This window comes from Staphylococcus sp. HMSC055A09, from assembly GCF_001809655.1.
GTDB classification, from domain to species: Bacteria; Bacillota; Bacilli; order Staphylococcales; family Staphylococcaceae; genus Staphylococcus; species Staphylococcus capitis.
In genome coordinates, this window is the sequence record NZ_KV798369.1 from 396,852 (window position 1) to 414,882 (window position 18,031).

15 protein-coding genes and 2 tRNA genes are annotated in these 18,031 nt (G+C 28.7%); 11 read left to right on the top strand and 6 right to left on the bottom strand.

The window, feature by feature from the left end:
* Positions 1-143 precede the first annotated feature (143 nt).
* The 4 genes from HMPREF2642_RS07515 to HMPREF2642_RS07530 all read left to right on the top strand — a co-directional run bounded on the left by HMPREF2642_RS07515 (position 144) and on the right by HMPREF2642_RS07530 (position 6,163).
* Positions 144-944 (top strand): TerC family protein, encoded by an 801-nt coding sequence (locus HMPREF2642_RS07515; protein WP_002432975.1) that lies wholly within the window; start codon positions 144-146, stop codon positions 942-944.
* A gap of 215 nt (positions 945-1,159) precedes the next feature.
* Entirely contained in the window at positions 1,160-3,100 is a 1,941-nt protein-coding gene (locus HMPREF2642_RS07520) for a S1C family serine protease (RefSeq protein WP_030065125.1), read from the top strand.
* 17 nt (positions 3,101-3,117) lie between these two features.
* On the top strand, positions 3,118-4,476 hold the full coding sequence (locus HMPREF2642_RS07525; RefSeq protein ID WP_002469916.1) for a TrkH family potassium uptake protein: 1,359 nt from the start codon (positions 3,118-3,120) through the stop codon (positions 4,474-4,476).
* 178 nt (positions 4,477-4,654) lie between these two features.
* Entirely contained in the window at positions 4,655-6,163 is a 1,509-nt protein-coding gene (locus tag HMPREF2642_RS07530) for a bifunctional metallophosphatase/5'-nucleotidase (protein WP_030065128.1), read from the top strand.
* Between the two features lie 96 nt (positions 6,164-6,259).
* Here the strand turns inward: HMPREF2642_RS07530 and HMPREF2642_RS07535 are convergent, their stop codons facing one another.
* Together HMPREF2642_RS07535 and HMPREF2642_RS07540 are read right to left on the bottom strand one after the other, a co-directional pair.
* Positions 6,260-6,862, bottom strand: coding sequence for a CPBP family glutamic-type intramembrane protease (locus HMPREF2642_RS07535; protein ID WP_002433304.1), 603 nt, complete (start codon positions 6,860-6,862; stop codon positions 6,260-6,262).
* Positions 6,863-6,867: 5 nt separating this feature from the next.
* On the bottom strand, positions 6,868-7,053 hold the full coding sequence (locus HMPREF2642_RS07540; protein WP_002433441.1) for a YkvS family protein: 186 nt from the start codon (positions 7,051-7,053) through the stop codon (positions 6,868-6,870).
* Positions 7,054-7,257: 204 nt separating this feature from the next.
* On the opposite strand from HMPREF2642_RS07540, the gene HMPREF2642_RS07545 reads away from it, so the two are divergent.
* Positions 7,258-8,244 carry a lipoate--protein ligase gene (locus HMPREF2642_RS07545; RefSeq protein ID WP_070597761.1) on the top strand — a complete coding sequence of 329 codons (987 nt, stop codon included), beginning with the start codon at positions 7,258-7,260 and terminating at the stop codon, positions 8,242-8,244.
* An 80-nt stretch (positions 8,245-8,324) separates the two neighbouring features.
* Here the strand turns inward: HMPREF2642_RS07545 and HMPREF2642_RS07550 are convergent, their stop codons facing one another.
* Entirely contained in the window at positions 8,325-8,543 is a 219-nt protein-coding gene (locus HMPREF2642_RS07550) for an IDEAL domain-containing protein (protein ID WP_030065132.1), read from the bottom strand.
* 219 nt (positions 8,544-8,762) lie between these two features.
* Between HMPREF2642_RS07550 and HMPREF2642_RS07555 the strand changes: the two genes are divergently transcribed.
* The 3 genes from HMPREF2642_RS07555 to HMPREF2642_RS07565 all read left to right on the top strand — a co-directional run bounded on the left by HMPREF2642_RS07555 (position 8,763) and on the right by HMPREF2642_RS07565 (position 9,690).
* Positions 8,763-9,338: a competence protein ComK gene (locus tag HMPREF2642_RS07555; RefSeq protein ID WP_037582576.1), complete on the top strand. Its 576-nt coding sequence runs from the start codon at positions 8,763-8,765 to the stop codon at positions 9,336-9,338.
* 185 nt (positions 9,339-9,523) lie between these two features.
* Positions 9,524-9,598: transfer RNA gene (locus tag HMPREF2642_RS07560), tRNA-Asn, on the top strand.
* Positions 9,599-9,601: 3 nt separating this feature from the next.
* Positions 9,602-9,690, top strand: a tRNA-Ser gene (locus HMPREF2642_RS07565).
* Positions 9,691-10,270: 580 nt separating this feature from the next.
* On the opposite strand, the gene HMPREF2642_RS07570 is transcribed toward HMPREF2642_RS07565, so the two are convergent.
* The 3 genes from HMPREF2642_RS07570 to HMPREF2642_RS07580 all read right to left on the bottom strand — a co-directional run bounded on the left by HMPREF2642_RS07570 (position 10,271) and on the right by HMPREF2642_RS07580 (position 12,462).
* The gene (locus HMPREF2642_RS07570) at positions 10,271-10,798 is read right to left on the bottom strand and encodes an Ltp family lipoprotein (protein WP_030065136.1); all 528 of its coding nucleotides are present in this window, start codon (positions 10,796-10,798) and stop codon (positions 10,271-10,273) included.
* 606 nt (positions 10,799-11,404) lie between these two features.
* Entirely contained in the window at positions 11,405-12,076 is a 672-nt protein-coding gene (locus HMPREF2642_RS07575; RefSeq protein WP_047796099.1) for an Ltp family lipoprotein, read from the bottom strand.
* Positions 12,077-12,096: 20 nt separating this feature from the next.
* Entirely contained in the window at positions 12,097-12,462 is a 366-nt protein-coding gene (locus HMPREF2642_RS07580) for a hypothetical protein (protein WP_030065139.1), read from the bottom strand.
* A gap of 1,071 nt (positions 12,463-13,533) precedes the next feature.
* Here HMPREF2642_RS07580 and HMPREF2642_RS07585 point away from each other — a divergent pair.
* The 3 genes from HMPREF2642_RS07585 to HMPREF2642_RS07595 all read left to right on the top strand — a co-directional run bounded on the left by HMPREF2642_RS07585 (position 13,534) and on the right by HMPREF2642_RS07595 (position 17,983).
* The gene (locus HMPREF2642_RS07585) at positions 13,534-13,668 is read left to right on the top strand and encodes a gallidermin family lantibiotic (protein WP_030065142.1); all 135 of its coding nucleotides are present in this window, start codon (positions 13,534-13,536) and stop codon (positions 13,666-13,668) included.
* Between the two features lie 96 nt (positions 13,669-13,764).
* Positions 13,765-16,746: a lantibiotic dehydratase gene (locus HMPREF2642_RS07590; RefSeq protein WP_030065144.1), complete on the top strand. Its 2,982-nt coding sequence runs from the start codon at positions 13,765-13,767 to the stop codon at positions 16,744-16,746.
* Positions 16,739-17,983, top strand: a complete 1,245-nt coding sequence (locus HMPREF2642_RS07595; protein WP_030065145.1) for a lanthionine synthetase C family protein — start codon at positions 16,739-16,741, stop codon at positions 17,981-17,983. The genes HMPREF2642_RS07590 and HMPREF2642_RS07595 overlap by 8 nt, the downstream gene beginning before the upstream one ends.
* The last annotated feature ends 48 nt before the right edge of the window (positions 17,984-18,031 follow it).

The window sequence follows — 18,031 nt, forward strand, 5'->3', positions numbered from 1 at the left end:
TAGCAACTACTATTTAACACTTTATCGTCATTACGAAGGTAAGTCTTCCGGTAAAGTGGGCAATACAATTGCTTAGTGAGACCTTTGCTATTATTTAGCATAGGTCTCTTTATTTGTATTTTTTAATAAAGGAGTTGTCCACTATGGATCCAAGTTTGATTTTACCTTATTTATGGGTACTCTTAGTGCTTGTGTTCTTAGAAGGTTTATTAGCAGCTGATAACGCAATAGTTATGGCTGTAATGGTAAAACACTTACCACCAGAACAACGTAAGAAGGCATTGTTTTATGGTTTATTAGGAGCATTTATATTTAGATTTATAGCCTTATTCTTAATTAGTATTATTGCGAATTTCTGGTGGATTCAAGCTGCAGGTGCAATCTATTTAATCTATATGTCTATCAAGAATTTGTGGGATTTCTTCCATAAATCAGAAGAAGAGCATCATAAAGACTCAGGTGATGATCATCACTATGATGATTCAGGAAATGAAAAGAAAGTTGGGCCTAAAGCATTTTGGGGCACAGTTTTCAAAGTAGAATTTGCAGATATTGCCTTTGCTATTGATTCAATGTTAGCTGCTTTAGCTATAGCAGTGACATTACCTAAGATGGGGATTCACTTCGGTGGAATGGACTTAGGTCAATTTATAGTAATGTTCTTAGGTGGCATGATTGGTGTCATTCTTATGAGATTTGCTGCAAATTGGTTCGTTGAATTATTAAATAAATATCCAGGTTTAGAGGGAGCAGCCTTTGCCATCGTTGGTTGGGTTGGTATTAAATTAGTTGTAATGGTTCTTGCGCATCCTGATATTGGCGTTTTACCAGAAGAATTCCCTCATGGTGCTTTATGGCAATCCATTTTCTGGGCAGTGCTAATTTTACTAGTGATTATAGGATGGTTTACTTCTGTCATTAAAAACAAAAAGAAGAATAAATAGTTTATTATTTAAACATTGCTCCACTCATCTAACCTTTTGAGTGGAGTTTATTTTTAACTTTGTTATATTGAACATTGCAGTTTTATAGTTAAAATATTAAAATTTAAACTATAATCAAACTCGATAATACTGTATTGAAAACCTTAGAAATAACTAAAATTTAATAATTTTTACATATTTAACTAATATAAGTGAATATAGGAGTGGGTCATCAATTGGATAATGATAAAAAACAAGTCATACCCCGTAGTCAGTATCGTCGAAAGCGACGTGAATATTTTCATAATGAAGAAAGAGAAGAACGTATTAAACGTGAACGAGAAGCTCTAAAACAGCAAGTTGCTAAAGAAAAACAACAATCCAAGGTTAACGAAGAACGCGTTAAAGATAATTTACGTAAAGCAAGAATTGAGAAATTAACTCAAGAAGAAATTCAACAACAACACGAAATAGCAAATCAAAGGCAAAAAAATAGACATGAAGAGACCAATCAAACAGATGCATTAAAACCTTCTTCAATGAGCAAAAAATCTTCTAATTCTAAAGAATTAAGTGATCACACTCAAACACATTTAACTTCAGAGGATAGACCACGAAGTGAAGTTGAAGATGAACAAGTAAATCATAATCATAAAGAAACAAGAGTGCCATATTCAATCACTAACCAACCGAAGGACTTAGAGGGGGAAGACAAAACCGCTAAAACCGCTAAAACCGCTAAAGAAAATGATGACAACGTTCAACAAGAACAGTCTAGTATAAATGAAACAACAGATAAAAAAGAGGTTAGCACTAAAGATAGTGATTATGAGAACAATAATCAGATAGAAACTTCTAATGATATAACAGATAAGAGAAAAAATAATGATGAGCGTCATTTAGATTCTGAACAAAACAAAGAAAAGCCATATTCATCTATAAATCATCATTCAGATGATAAGGAAAATGATGATAAAGGTTATGATAAAAATTCAAAGAAAGATTCTCTAAAAACGAGTAATAAAAATGATAATTTTGAATACATCAAGAATGCAATAATTGCTTTCTTTAAAGAACACTGGCCAAAACTTTTAATTATCATAGGTATTATCTTATTATTACTTATATTAAATGCTATATTTACAACAGTTAATAAAAATGATCATACTAATGATAGTGCTTTTAATGGAAATGACAAGAATTATACAACTACAATGAAAAACGCTAATAACTCTGTCAAATCAGTAGTAACTGTTCAAAACAATGTATCTAATAATACTACTATTCCTAAAAGTAAATCAGGTTCAGATAATGAAATTGGTTCGGGTGTCGTCTACAAAAAAGTAGGCGACTCTATTTATATTTTAACGAATGCTCACGTAGTCGGAGATAAAGATAAACAGAAAGTTACATACAATAATAATAAGTCTGTTGAAGGAAAAGTGGTTGGCAAAGACAAATGGTCTGATATTGCTGTTGTAAAAGCTAACTTATCAGATGAAAGTATGAAACCAATAACTTTAGGTGATTCAAATAACTTAGTATTAGGAGAATCAATATTAGTAGTTGGTAATCCTTTAGGAGTAGATTTTAAAGGCAGTGTTTCTAAAGGGATTATCTCAGGTTTAGATCGTCATGTACCTGTGGATATAGATAAAGACAACAGTTATGATGTGTTGATGAAAGCATTTCAAGTTGATGCCCCAGTTAATCCAGGTAACTCTGGAGGAGCTGTAGTAGATAAAGATGGTAGACTTATAGGTATTATTTCGTTGAAGATAGATATGGAAAATGTAGAGGGTATGGCCTTTGCAATTCCGATTAATGATGTACGTAAAATAGCACAACAATTAGAAGACAAAGGAAAAGTGCAATACCCTAACACTGGTATAAAAATAAAAAATGTAGCAGATATTTCAAGTGAAGAACGAGAGGAAGCCAACCTTCCATCAAGTGTTAACAATGGTGTGCTTGTTAATGATGTTAAAGAAAATAGCTTAGGTGAAAAATCAGGGTTGAAAAAAGATGATGTAATAGTAGAATTAGATGGTAAAACCGTTGAAGATAATTTACGCTATAGACAAATTATTTTTAGCCATAGAGATGATTTAAAAACTTTAACAGCTAAAATCTATAGAAATGGTACAGAAAAAACTATTCAAATTAAACTGAAATAAACGTTGAGGTGAAATTTATGTCTATATTAAGTCAATTACTTAAGAAATCAAGTCCTCAACAAGGGATTGTTCTTTATTATCTCTTTGCCATTGTGGTTGCATTTCTATTATTAAATTTACCTTTTGTACATAAACATGGAGTTGATGTTAATCCTATAGATACATTGTTTGTTGCGGTTTCTGGAATTAGTGTGACAGGATTAACACCAGTAAATATAGTTGATACTTATTCTACCTTTGGACAAATAATCATTTTGATTATTTTAAATATAGGTGGAATAGGTGTCATGGCTATCGGTACATTACTCTGGGTAGTGTTGGGTAAGCACATTGGTATAAGAGAACGACAACTTATCATGTTAGATAATAATAAAGACACGATGAGTGGTACTGTAAAATTGATTTTAGAGATTGTAAGAACAATATTTGTAATTGAACTTGTAGGCGCATTATTATTAGCATTTTACTTTTATCGAGATAATCCTGATTTAAAACACGCTTTTATGCAAGGTGTGTTTGTATCGGTTTCTGCTACAACAAATGGTGGTTTAGATATAACGGGAGAATCTCTTGTGCCATATGCAAAAGATTATTTTGTTCAAACAATAGTTATGTTTCTAATTGTTTTAGGTTCGATTGGATTTCCGGTTCTTCTCGAACTTAAAGCATACATAAAAAATAGAGTAACTAATTTTAGATTCTCATTATTCACTAAAATAACAACGTCTACATATCTATTTTTATTTGTATTCGGTGTACTATCTATATTGTTATTAGAACATAACCATGCCTTCAAGGGTTTGAGTTGGCATCAGGCTCTATTTGATTCATTATTCCAGTCTGCGACTACACGTAGTGCTGGTTTACAAACAATTGATGTGTCACATTTCAGTGATGCCACAAATATTATAATGAGCATATTAATGTTTATTGGGTCCTCTCCAAGTTCGGTTGGTGGAGGTATCCGTACAACGACTTTTGCTATTCTTATTCTTTTTATTATTAATTTTAATAATACTGCTGATAAAACAGGTATCAAAGCCTTTAATAGAGAAATTCATATTATGGATATTCAACGTTCCTTTGCGGTATTTACAATGGCATCAATTCTAACTTTTGTAAGTATGATTATTATTGCTGCTACTGAACAAGGTAAATTGACATTTATTCAAATCTTTTTTGAGGTAATGTCAGCATTCGGTACGTGTGGCTTAAGTTTAGGTGCAACTGATAATATTAGTAATTTAACTAAAATTGTACTAATGATTCTGATGTTTATCGGGCGAGTCGGCTTGATATCATTTATTATTATTTTAGCTGGACGTAAAGAACCTGATAAATTTAGCTATCCTAAAGAACGAATTCAAATAGGATAATTTTTATAAAATACTTCTGGTAAATGAATACTATTTATCAGAAGTGTTTTTATGTTTAGATAAGTTTTTATTAATTATTGTGTTTTGTTTTCCAAAGGCATGATTTGAATTACTTTTATATTAATTACACTACAAGATATTTACATGTTAAACTTACTTTAATGAGAGGAGTGGCTAGATGGAAAAAAATGAAAATATTACTGTAGATGTGATTGCAACCTCAGATATGCATAGTCACTTCTTAAACGGGGACTATGGATCAAATATCTACAGAGCAGGCACATATGTCAAAGATGCTCGTAAACAAAATAAGCATGTTATTTTACTTGATAGTGGAGGTAGCTTAGCAGGTTCGTTAGCAGCATTTTATTATGCGGTAGTAGCTCCTTATAAGCGTCACCCTATGATTAAATTAATGAATGCTATGCAATACGATGCTAGTGGGATAAGCCCTAATGAATTTAAATTTGGTTTGTCATTCTTGACGCGTTCAGTTGCGTTAGCCCGTTTTCCTTGGTTATCAGCAAATATAGAGTACACAGTGACGCGTGAGCCATATTTTTCAACACCATATACAATTAAAAACTATGATGATTTAAAGATAGCTATTGTCGGATTAACAGCTGATGGTTTAATGAAAAATGAATATGCTGAAATGGAAGATGATGTCAGTATTGAAAAGACGCTTCTCTCAGCTAAGCGTTGGATTAGATATATTCATGAAGTTGAGGAGCCAGATTTTCTTATAGTTATTTATCATGGTGGTCTTAATAAAATAAGTAATAAGAGTAAACGAAACGAAAGAAATGCGAACGAAGCTGAAAAAATTATGGAAGAATTGGGTGTTATAGACTTAATTATTACAGCTCATCAACATCAAACTATTGTTGGTAAAGATCATGAAACAGTTTATGTACAAGCAGGTCAAAATGCTGAAGAGTTAGTACATTTATCAATTCATTTTAAAAAGCGTACGAGTTCATATGAAATAGAGAATATCAAATCAAAAGTGATAGATTTAAATGACTATAATGAAGATCAAGATTTACTAAATGAGACGCATTATGATCGTAAAGCTGTAGAGTATTGGGCAGATGAAATTATATCTAATAACAAATTTAATCTAATTATTGATAGTATTGAAGACATTATTTGTCAGCCACATCCATTTGCTCAATTACTTCATGATGGTATAAAAGCTGCGTATGATTATAAAATCTCATGTGTGCACCTACCTATAAACGGAGAGGAAGGACTAGGTGGAGTTATTCGCAATAGGGATTTATATGAGGCATATCCACATCCAGACAAACCTGTTGATCTAACGGTAAGAGGGAAAAACATAAAAGATATTCTAGAGTATAGCTATTCCCATATAGAATTCGAACAAGGAAAATTAAGTTTAACAATTATTGATGAAACGTTGTTTACATTCTGGCAAGGTATTAATTATACAGTCGATATGAAACAACAGCCATACCACAGAGTTAAAATAGATAATATAGATGAGAATCAAATGTATAGAATCACCATGACAGATTATTGTTATAGAAATTACAAAGATTACTTGAAAGATGCGATTGTTCATGAAACTCATGATGAAACAATGGGGGGACTGATTAGAAATAATCTGAAAAATGCAGATTACAATGTTAAAGTAATGAATAATTTTAAAGTTAATCTCTAATTTGTCTCTCAATATATAACAACGTTATGATTAATAAAATTACTTCAACAAAAAAAGCATTTCTTAACCCGCAAGAGAAGGGTTAAGAAATGCTTTTTATCCATGAAATATTAATAACAATATTATAGCAACTATTTGTGCTATTGAAGTAGTTGCTATTCGTCTAGTATATTCATAACTTAATGATAAAATGATTTGAGTTACAAAGATAAAGAATACAATCCACCAATTATCAAGGTAGATAAATAATGAACTTGAACAGATTGCAACTATTAATATGCTTACCCATTTAGGTAAGTTGAAACGAATTAATTCTTTTTGTAAAACAGTTCTCATATATAACTCATGACACGGAATTACAAATATTAATGTAATTAGCATTTGCCATTTGAAATAAACGCCTGTTCTTGATAATTCTTTGATTAATGATGCGTACGATAATTCTGATGAAATAAGTGAAAAAATGAGTTGTACGATTATAAGTACAATACTTGTGATTATACCAATTCCAATTGAAGTTAATAATCGTTTAGATGCAATGTCTCTTTGATAAAAAACATAACTTATTCCTGCTATTAGCATAATGCCAGTGTATAAGTACCAGTACTCTTGGTGTTCACCCCACATCACAAATAAAATTGCGTGAAAGACGATGAAGCTTATAATAAACCAAATTAAAGCTTTAGAAACATTTTTCATTATAATTAACCTTCTTGTTCAACGATTTTATATCGCTTATGATTAATGACAGTTTTCTCAGGTAAATCTAATTCATTAAAGTTTTCCATAATTGTTAAGTCTACAATAACAGAATTGTCATTAATTTTCTCTACACGGCCTCTTAAACCGTCATAAAATTCTACAATATTACCTACTTCTGCAACAGTCATAATGACTCCTCCCTTAAATCATAGCTAGATAATATTGTACTAAAATTTACATAACAAATAAACTAATATCCTTAAAAAACTAAGATTGTTATATATAAATATGAAAAGTAAGACATAAATGAGTAAATAATTGGAATTTTTAATATAAATCATTCATAACTAGGGTAAGGGCATATAGAAAGATACTTTAAGGAGAGGAATGTTATGAAGTTTATTAGTAATAATAATATTACTGATCCCACGCTCAATCTAGCAATGGAGGAGTACGTTCTTAAAAATCTTCCAGCTGAAGAAAGTTACTTTTTATTTTATATTAACAGACCTTCAATCATTGTAGGCAAGAATCAAAATACAATTGAGGAAGTTAATAAAGAATATATTGATAAGAACAGCATTGATGTTGTGCGTCGTATATCTGGAGGTGGTGCGGTATATCACGATACAGGTAATTTAAACTTTAGCTTTATTACTGATGATGATGGCAATAGTTTTCACAACTTTAAAAAGTTTACATTGCCGATTGTGCAAGCTTTACAATCTTTAGGAGTTAATGCTGAAATGACGGGCCGTAATGATATCCAAGTTGGTGAAGCTAAAATTTCAGGGAATGCAATGGTAAAGGTTAAAAATAGAATGTTTAGTCACGGCACTCTGATGTTAAATTGTGAACTTGATGAAGTTCAAAATGCGTTAAAAGTTAATCCTGCTAAAATTAAATCTAAAGGCGTTAAATCTGTAAGAAAACGTGTGGCTAACATTGATGAATTTTTAGAAGAACCACTAAATATTAATGAATTTAAGCAAATTATTCTAAAGACTATTTTTGGGGAAAATGAAGTAGAAGAATATGTATTAACTGATGACGATTGGACTAAAATTAAACAGTTAAGTAACGAAAAATACCGTACTTGGGAATGGAATTATGGTAAAAATCCTAAATATAATTTTGAGCGTGAAGAAAAATTTGAAAAGGGTTTTATACAAATTAAATTTGATGTTAAAAAAGGACGTATTGAACATGCGAAAATATTTGGAGACTTCTTTGGAGAAGGCGATGTAACCGAACTTGAATATGCACTTGAAGGTTGTTTAAATGACTTCGAGCATATTGAGGAAGCATTATCCAATTATGATCTATACCATTATTTTGGTGATATTGATAAATATGAAATTATAAGATTAATGTCTTAAATAAAATAAAAAAGGTCTATTCTCTAAACTTAAATTAAAGTAGGGAATAGACCTTTTATAATGAGTGACTCGAATCTAATTTATTCACTGAGAAAAGCCTCCAATTTTTTATATTCATCTGTGTACTGTTTGAAATCTTTCTCATTCTTATTAACAAGTGCTTCGTCGATAAGAGTCTCAAGTTTTTTCTTCCTAGCTTCTCTTAATGCTTCATCAATTACAAGTTCTACACCTAAATCATTAACTGTTGTTACAAAGTCTTCAAGTGTAGTGTATTTTACATTTGTATTATGATTCATGAAAATCACTACCTTTCCTATTTATTGATATATGAGTATTATACAGTTTTTAATTTTTGAAATCAATGAATATTCTGACATTTTAAAAGAAATATGTGTAAAAAGAAAATAAAAGTAGAACTTGACTTAATTTAAGGCTCGTATAAAATAAAATTAAGTTATTATTATTAAAAGAAAATAGTAACAATAATTTATTTTTTTGTGAAGTGAGGTAATCGAATGACTATTTTTAGTGAATCAATCTATGTTATTAGAAAAGGTGACATGTTAATTCGACCAAGGTATGATGAATATCAGCAAACTTCAGGTGCAGAAATTATAAGATTTGATAAATCACGAAAGGAGAGTCCATTTAAAGTTCAAAGAATTATCGAGAGGTCCTGCAAATTCTATGGTAATAGCTACCTAAGTAAAAAATCTGAAACTAATAGAATTACAGGTATCTCTAGTAAACCACCTATTTTACTTACCCCTTTATTTCCAACTTATTTTTTCCCAACACATTCTGATCGACAAGACGAAAACATCTGGATAAACATGCATTATATCGACAGCATCAAAGAACTTAAAAATCGTAAAAGTAAAGTGATATTTGCTAATGGTGAATCCTTTATATTAAACGTTTCATATCATAGCTTATGGCATCAATATACAAATGCGATTATTTATTATTATATGGTAGATAAACATGCACGTATGAAATCAAATAATCCAGAACAACCCATTGATTATAATCAATCATCGTTAAATATATTTGAAGCTCTCTCAAGGTATTCTCTTTTAGATGATAAGTAGACACCATTTTAATATTTTTAACTACACAAATTAAGATTAAAATTGTTTGTTTAATTTTAAAATATGCGGGGCGTTAATATTAAATTAGTGTAAATGTTCCGTATATTTTTTTAAGATTTCTCTTGAAAAACTGAACAGGATTGATATAATAATATTTGTGCTTGATAGAGATAAAATTAAATTAATCCGCAGTAGCTCAGTGGTAGAGCTATCGGCTGTTAACCGATCGGTCGTAGGTTCGAATCCTACCTGCGGAGCCATATGGAAACGTACTCAAGTTGGCTGAAGAGGCGCCCCTGCTAAGGGTGTAGGTCGCGAGAGCGGCGCGAGGGTTCGAATCCCTCCGTTTCCGTACAGACGCTTATAATGGTTTAAATCCATTATAAGCGTTATTTTTTATCTTCTTATTCCGTAAAATAGTAAATATTAGTAAACTTTTGTTTTACTAGATTACAATAAAACGTTGTTAAATCAACGTTCTTTTTTATTTTTAATAGAAAACTGTAAAAGTCTGTTTCAAATTAAAATGTCAACGAGACCGACAATATTTGAAATTTTCCTTAAAAGTTGTCGATTTAGTAGTCGGTTTATTCCTGCAATACTTAGAACGAAGTTAGTTTAGCGTCTAAACTTTCATCTACTTTATCTTTTAATTCTTCTAATAGGTGATTATAAACACATTATGTAATTGATATTTTTGAATCACCTAATTTTTAACTTCTGTGCTGAATGATATAATTTTAGAAACTAACATAATTAAATAGTTACAGATAGCTATAGACTAAATAAATCATCTGGGTTAGAAGTTAAAGTAAACGTTTCAACTTTTAAACATAATTCATTTTACTTTAAGTTATTTTTGCTACCTTTTATGTTCCTCTCTTAAAATATGGTAAAAAAAATAAGGGTAGACGTGCTACCCTAAAATTAAATTAATTTTCTAGATGATCTACAGCATATTGCGCTTCTTCTTTAGTAAATTTCTCGCCATAAGATGAAGTAAGCTGATTATACACCGCATCTTTTGACATATTTTGTTGTTCAACGTAATCCTTAGCTTTCTTCTTAGCGTTCTCTTTATAGTTAGCTTTTAAATGTTTTATTGCATAATCAGCGTCTTTTTCTTTAAATTTTTCACCTGCATCAGATGTTAACTGATCGTATATTGCTTGTTTAGACATATGCATAGTATCAGAATAAATTTTTGCTTTGTTTAAAGCTGCTTTTTCTTGAGTAGTAGCGTTAGTATCATTTGAACTATTATTTGAGTTACTAGTGTTAGTGATGCTAGCAGTACAAGCAGAAATGCCTATAATGATTATAATAATTAAGACTAAACATCCGCCGCATCCCCACAGCCAACCTTTCTTGGATTTCTTTTTTTGTTCGTTCATTTTCTGATATTCTTGAAATTGTTCTTTTTGTCTTTCTTGTTGATACTTGTTGTAATTTTTTTCCATCTTTTTACTCCCTTTTAATAATTTTAAAGTCGCATACTAATAAATCAATAACACATATTACATCAGCTTTATGTTAAACCTCGAGATTAAAATCTAGGTTGTATATTACATATAACCAGATGACGTTATCATTATTGATACGTATTCGCTTGTATGTAAGATGTAGCCATATTAAGACAAATATTTAATTGCTCTTTTAAATTGCAACATCATCACATTCAAAATATTTTCTTCTTTATAAAATTTAATTGTGACTTCTCTATTAATAACTAAACTAAGAGTGTTGGTCGCTTTAATTTATACATCTTATAAATGCGGTGTAAAATTTTATAAAAAATAAATATAGAATTATTATACCAAAAATTCAAGAGATAAGTTAATGTTTTTTGAAATATAGTTTCCAATGAAAAATGGTTATTCTCAACTAAATTATCCTGATTAGTTATGAAAAATAAAAAACACATTTTTAGTTTTTCGCTTCTTTTAATTTTTTTATATAACATTTGATATATTATGTTGTCTTACTAAAACAGCGGACTATAAATTTGGTCGTTTTTACATATATTCTCAAAGGAAATATGAGAAAAAGTTACTCTTTCTCAAGACTTAATTATCTAAATGGTCTACAGCATATTTTGCTTCAGAGTCGGTAAACTTCTCACCATATTCAGATACTAATATATCGTAAATTGCATCATCAGACATGTGCATATCTTTAGCATAAGATTTTGCTTTTTCTAGTGCGTTTTTTTCATAATTGGCATCAAGATGATCTATAGCAAATTGTGCATCTTCTTTATTAAACTTTTCTCCATATTCTGATGTTAATTGATCATATATTCCTTGTTTTGACATATGCAAATCTTTAGAATATGTTTTTGCTTTTTCTAGTGCAGCTTTTTCTAAACGTGTACCTTCAACAGATGTGGCCTCGTTTTCTTTATTTGTTGTATTGTCATCTTTTTGATACTTATCGTTTATTTCTTTATCTGTACTACTATCATCATAATTTATGTTTTCTGTATTATTGGCTGTATCTGCTGTTTCATTATCTGTCTTTACGGTAGGTTGTGTTTCATAATTATTTGTTTTGAGGTTACCAACATAAGTTATACTAGATAACGCTATAACTACTATTGCCACTGTTATGATTGATTTTGTAATAGAAGGCCATTTACTATATCGCCACATTACAAATAAACCAAGTGGGAAAATAAATATTAAAGTTAAAACAATAAACCATTCTTGTTTATACCATGATGTTGATTCTTGTTGCATAAAAATATCCTCCTATGTATCTATTTGATGAGTAGTAAAATTTTGATTTGTAATATATTGAGAAAAGGTAAATTAGAATATTTAATAGAGTAGAAATAAAGGTTTAGAAAAATAAAAGTGGTAGGAAGTTTAAAAAACTTACTAAGTTTAAGAAGGGTAGTGCAGTTGTGTGTAGTAACTGCATGTTCTATTTGATTTAAAGGGATTAATGAAGTTAATTCATTGCTTTTTAAATAATAAGAATCAGATGTTTCTCTAATGTTAGCAGATGATGATAAGCGTTCATTAATGTATAAATCATTACCCGAGATTAAACATTCTAATTTATTAGGCATCTCTATATATTTAACATTAATATCATCAATCAGCTCCTTATATTGATGCATAATTCTCACTCCTTATCTAGTTTTAGAAATTGTATATCTGTTATTTGTTTTTAAACATCAACTCCTATTAAAAGTTTAAATTATGCATAATTTTTATATAAAAAAGAGAACGCACTTATACTAATGGTTAATTTATTAGTAAGTTAGCGTTCTCTTTATTTATCGCTATTTCATTTGCTTTTTAATCTATGAAATTTTATCGCTTTAAAAACATCATATAGTCAATTATATATGTAGCAATAAATTCATGAGTAGCATTTTAAGTTGATCACTAATGTTAATTCTTATTTTAAAACCTACTTAAAGCCTATAAGCATATTATATATAATATTAAAAAAAATTTCGATAATAAAATTCTAAAATATTGAATTAAAGTATTGCGTAAAATTTGTTTAATAGTGAATTGAAATATAATTCAAAGTGTACGAATAATACTTAAAATAAAGTAGATTTAAACAAGTTTTGGTTTTGAGTTTTAGTATAGAGGGGTAGAGTTGCTAATAGTAATTAAGAATATATAATAGTAAACAATTCAAACTAGTTAAGCTTGCTAATTAATTCAATCTGTTAGCTGGATTGTTTACAAGGCATAAAAATGTTTTTATTTTTGTATATAAAGAAGATAAAGCTAATTTGTATAATAAATTTATTCTTATTAAGAAGTCATCATTATTTATTAATTATATTTGATTTTGTTAAATGTCACTGTTTTATTAGTGACTACTATGAGGTTAAAGAATATGGTATTTCCTAAAAAAGTGTGTATTTTTTATAAAAATTATAGTATTCGTTTACTATAAGACTAGGAAGCATAATTGAATAACTTAGATTTAAGTGGAGCTATGACTATACAGTCATGGCTTTTTAATATGTAAATTTTACTTTAGAGTGTAAGTATATGTGATAACACTGTATTCTCATTATTTAATAAAGTTAGTCCTAATTTAAACTATTATATTATTACACATATGTAATAATAATGATAAAATATAGAAATATTTTTAAACTCGTATTAATATGTAATTGAAAAGAATTTAAATATTCTTTTAAAAAAATTAAGGAGTGATTCGAATGAAATGTGTTAAAGAAAAGAAAGAACTTTTTGATCTTGACGTTAAAGTAAATGCGAGAGAAATCAGTAATTCGAAATCAGATCCACCAAACACAAGTTTAATTTGGTGTACAGATGGATGCGCTAAACGGTAAAAACTTGTAATTCTCTAGTAAAAAGTGTTGATTTAAGTGCAATGTTTGAGCAGAGTTCCTTATAAAGGGCTCTGCTTTATTTTTAGAGGTGAATAAATGAAAAGTATTTTTAATACGTCTAGCTATTACATTATTAGAGCTCCTTTACTTCCTGTTTCCATTTATAATACTTATTTAAAAAATGATGAAATAGATTATTCCTCTTTTTTTCAAAACAAAATTATTGAAGAAACCATTTTGACTACGACATATCATTTATATCAAAGCTTAACTAATATTTCATTTGATAGTGAGACGAAGAAAGTGCGTAATGCTAAAGAGAGCTTTTTAAAATATCTTATTAGAATGAGTACGAGGGGCACGCCATATGGATTGTTAAGTGGCGTATCATTGGGACAACTTGCTGAAAAAACAAATATACAAATACAAGAAGATGTTAATTACTATTATAAAAGCGTAAAAATAGATGGGTCTTGGTTAAGCAAATTAATTCATTTTTTAGAAAGTAATTATGATTATTATCAAGATAGTTACGTTATTTGGAATGAAAGAAATTACATTACCGACCAGCGTATATATTTGGATAATCAAACATGTCTCATTCAGGAAAATAATAGAGAACTAGTCTCGATCAAAAATAATGATTTGCTTAAATTCATTAAACAAAGCTTGCAAGAGGATTTAACATTTAAAGATCTAATAAAATTAATTTCAGAAAAATTTTTAATTAATGACGAGCAGGAAATAAAAAGTTTTATACAAAATCTATTAGACAAAGAAATAATATTTACAAGCTTAAGAACTGCTTTTAAAAAAGAAAACCCGTTAGATTATTTATTATGCTTTTATAGAGACTTTGATAATGATTTTATTAGATCACTTCAACTTATACATTTTGAAATGATGAAGTACCAAATTATGGAAATTGGGAAAGGTAAGAAAACCTTTTTAAGAATTCGAGAGTTGATGAGTCATTTATTTAAAGCTAAAGAGTATATTCAAATTGATACTAAAATTCAAACTAAAAATAATTATTTAAGTAAGAAAATTGCTAGAAATATTAGTGAAGCTGCATATCTACTATGGTTACTTTCTCCAGATGATTTGGGTATTAGCACTAATCATGATTTTCATTATAGTTTTTTAGAAAAATATGGTTTAGAACAAATTGTAAATTTAAAGGAATTACTTTCTGATATCAATGGTATGGGTTATTGCACTAAAGAAGATAAATCTATAAAAAATAATAGTCCTTTTTTGAAAGAAAAATATTATTACGCACTTTCTCATAATGAAGAGATAGAAATCACTGAAAATGATTTCTTAGACATAGAAAAGAAAAACACTATTCCTATCGAGAGAGCGCCTTTATCTTCAGAAATATATAGTGAGTTTTATTATGGTAATAATATAAAAGGATATGATGAATTTTTGGTGATTAGTCCTATTGTATCTTCTTTCAATGCTGGTGCGACGATGGGGCGCTTTTCTCAGGAAATTGATAGGGACATACGTAAGCAATTAGATAACGAAATATATGAACAATATATTGAATATAGTAATGAAAATAACACTGAAGTTATTCATATAAATGAAATTCCTAAATATGCCAGAAATTTAAATATTAATCATACTGGTACTACAAAATTTAAAGAACTTGACCTAGATATGCCATGTAGTTCAATTACATTAGACGATTTATATGTTGGAAGTACTTTTGATAAATTATATTTATTTTCTAAAACTTTAAATTCAAGAATCTTATTTATTACTCATTCTATGTTGAATTATGTTTTATGTTCTAATTTATATAGGTTTCTCAGAGAGGTGTCCTTAGGTAATACAAAATTTATCCAACCTATTAAAGACGATGGAATTGAGGGATTTAATTATTGTCCTAGAATTAGATATAAAAATGTAATTTTAAAGCCCGCAACATGGAAATTAAATAAAGATATGTTTTCAAGTAGTGAAAAAGAAAATTGGATTGAACAATTTCATAAGATCCAACAATTTTATAATATCCCTAATGATGTCAATATGGCTTTTGGCGATAATAGGTTAACGATTAATTTGTCTAATGATGCGCATATATCTATATTAAAAAAAGAAATTGAAAAGCAAGGTAGAGTTTGTCTTTTAGAGGAATTTATATCTAAGTCTAACAATGATAGAGTGATAGAAATTGTGACGCCAATATATAGAAAAGCTAAATCTAATGAAAAAAGTTTAATGATTCCTAAAAATATATATAAGCGATTGGAAACTAAAAGGGAATGGCTTTCAATACATTTGTATATTGATGAAAGCTATCAAAATGAATTTTTAATTCAATATATATTACCGTGTTTAAGAGAACTTTTTGATAATAATCACTTAGAAAGTTTCTTTTTCATTAAATATAGAGAAAATGATCATTTCATTAAGCTTCGTTTATTAAGTAAATCAAATGATTCAATACATTTATATCATGAGATAATGCAACTTAAACAAAAGTGGCTTAAAGAATCTGAATTATCTACTTATGCTATTGTAGAATATCAACCTGAAATCAACAGATATGGTGGTATTGAAACAATTGAGATCATTGAGGATTATTTTATGTATGATAGTTGGTTGGCAATTCATATCATTGATCAAACATTTAATTATCCTAAGGAATTTATTGTAGCAATAACTATTATTTTTTTAATAAATGAATTAAATATAAACCAAGAAGAAATTGATGAAATTAGACATAACAATGTTGAAAATTTATATCGTAATAATGAGATAAGAGAATATAAAAATGAGATGGTTAAACTTACTAACCCTAGAGATAATTATTGCTATTTACATGCAAAGCTACCCAAACTTCATCAAATTTTATATAACAATTATAAAGAAATTGAAAAATTAAAAGTCGCTTTAAGTAGAGGTTTATCTACTCCTAGAGCACATATTATTGGCAGTTTGATTCATATGAGATGTAATAGAGTATTTGGCGTTAATCGAGATAAAGAGAAATTTGTACTTTCTATTTTTAATGAAATAGAGAAGACAAAGAAATACTGGTGTGGTGATATTATCAATGAATAAAGTCGAAGCAATGATGAAAAAAGAAGTTGAATTTTTATCACACTATGAAAATGCTACAGCACTAATTGAGAATAAGAGTGATTGTTGGAGTTCTTATACATTGTCCCATGGTTATCCTGGAGTGATATTGTTTTTAAATGAATTTCAAAATTTATACCACGTTAACTTTGATGAATTAATACATAAATATGTGTTGAGGATAGGCAAAGAATTAGAAAGAGGAATAGAAGGTTATTCTTTGTTTAGTGGTATATCAGGTATAGCATTTTCAATTGATGTGGTATCTGATGGTCATTTACATTATCGAAATATTTTGCAGACACTAGATGATTATTTAATCGAGTTTATCAATAGAAAAATGACGTGTATAAATACAGAAGCTAATCCTAGAGAATATGATGTGGTAAGAGGTTTAGCGGGTATTGGTAGGTATTTGTTAAACAGAGTAGATGCAAATCCGAAGGTTATTTCTAGTTTGATAGAAATAATGAATCACTTTAGAGATATACATTATTCAAAAAGACACTGGATTGTTTCCAAGGATAATCAATTTTTAAATATAGATAAAGAAAGGTTTTCTTTAGGAAATATAAATTTAGGTTTAGCACATGGCATATTAGGTCCATTCTCGTTGTTGGCGCTTAGTAAAATAAAAGGAGTGGAAATTGATAATCATTCAAGTTTACTTTCTGATATTACGGAATATTTATTTAAGACTGAATTTCAATATAATCAAAGTTGGCTTGATCGCTATGATATAGCAGAAAAGTATTATCCTTCATACTCTATCAGAAATGGCTGGTGTTACGGGGATACTGGGATAATGAATACAATTTGGCTATTAGGTTTAGCTTTAAATAATGTAAATCTCATTGAGAAAGCTAAAAATTTAATAATTAAAATAATTAGATTGAATAATGATAATTTATTGAGTCCAACGTTTTGTCATGGTCTATCGTCTCATTTAACTATTCTAAATAATGTAAATAGATACTTTAATATACAAGAAGTTAATAGTTATCTAGAATTAATCCAGGAAAAGATATTGTCACATTATTCTTCTGAAAATCAGTTTATGTTTTATGATATCGAATTAGAAAATAATCAAACACGTTATAAAAATAAGGTGGGGTTATTAGAAGGACAGATAGGTATTCTTTTATCATTATTAGATTATCAAGCCACTCATAGTAATTATTTAGAAAAAAGTTGGAAAAATATGTTTTTAATTAGCTAATAATTTCGTCTCGTTAAAGCGTTAACCAATAGTAAACATTTAAGATTT

Coding starts and splice junctions, on each gene's coding strand:
- HMPREF2642_RS07515 (WP_002432975.1), top strand. CDS start 144: ATGGATCCAAGTTTGATTTTACCTTATTTATGGGTACTCTTAGTGCTT.
- HMPREF2642_RS07525 (WP_002469916.1), top strand. CDS start 3,118: ATGTCTATATTAAGTCAATTACTTAAGAAATCAAGTCCTCAACAAGGG.
- HMPREF2642_RS07530 (WP_030065128.1), top strand. CDS start 4,655: ATGGAAAAAAATGAAAATATTACTGTAGATGTGATTGCAACCTCAGAT.
- HMPREF2642_RS07535 (WP_002433304.1), bottom strand. CDS start 6,862: ATGAAAAATGTTTCTAAAGCTTTAATTTGGTTTATTATAAGCTTCATC.
- HMPREF2642_RS07540 (WP_002433441.1), bottom strand. CDS start 7,053: ATGACTGTTGCAGAAGTAGGTAATATTGTAGAATTTTATGACGGTTTA.
- HMPREF2642_RS07545 (WP_070597761.1), top strand. CDS start 7,258: ATGAAGTTTATTAGTAATAATAATATTACTGATCCCACGCTCAATCTA.
- HMPREF2642_RS07550 (WP_030065132.1), bottom strand. CDS start 8,543: ATGAATCATAATACAAATGTAAAATACACTACACTTGAAGACTTTGTA.
- HMPREF2642_RS07555 (WP_037582576.1), top strand. CDS start 8,763: ATGACTATTTTTAGTGAATCAATCTATGTTATTAGAAAAGGTGACATG.
- HMPREF2642_RS07570 (WP_030065136.1), bottom strand. CDS start 10,798: ATGGAAAAAAATTACAACAAGTATCAACAAGAAAGACAAAAAGAACAA.
- HMPREF2642_RS07575 (WP_047796099.1), bottom strand. CDS start 12,076: ATGCAACAAGAATCAACATCATGGTATAAACAAGAATGGTTTATTGTT.
- HMPREF2642_RS07580 (WP_030065139.1), bottom strand. CDS start 12,462: ATGCATCAATATAAGGAGCTGATTGATGATATTAATGTTAAATATATA.
- HMPREF2642_RS07585 (WP_030065142.1), top strand. CDS start 13,534: ATGAAATGTGTTAAAGAAAAGAAAGAACTTTTTGATCTTGACGTTAAA.
- HMPREF2642_RS07590 (WP_030065144.1), top strand. CDS start 13,765: ATGAAAAGTATTTTTAATACGTCTAGCTATTACATTATTAGAGCTCCT.
- HMPREF2642_RS07595 (WP_030065145.1), top strand. CDS start 16,739: ATGAATAAAGTCGAAGCAATGATGAAAAAAGAAGTTGAATTTTTATCA.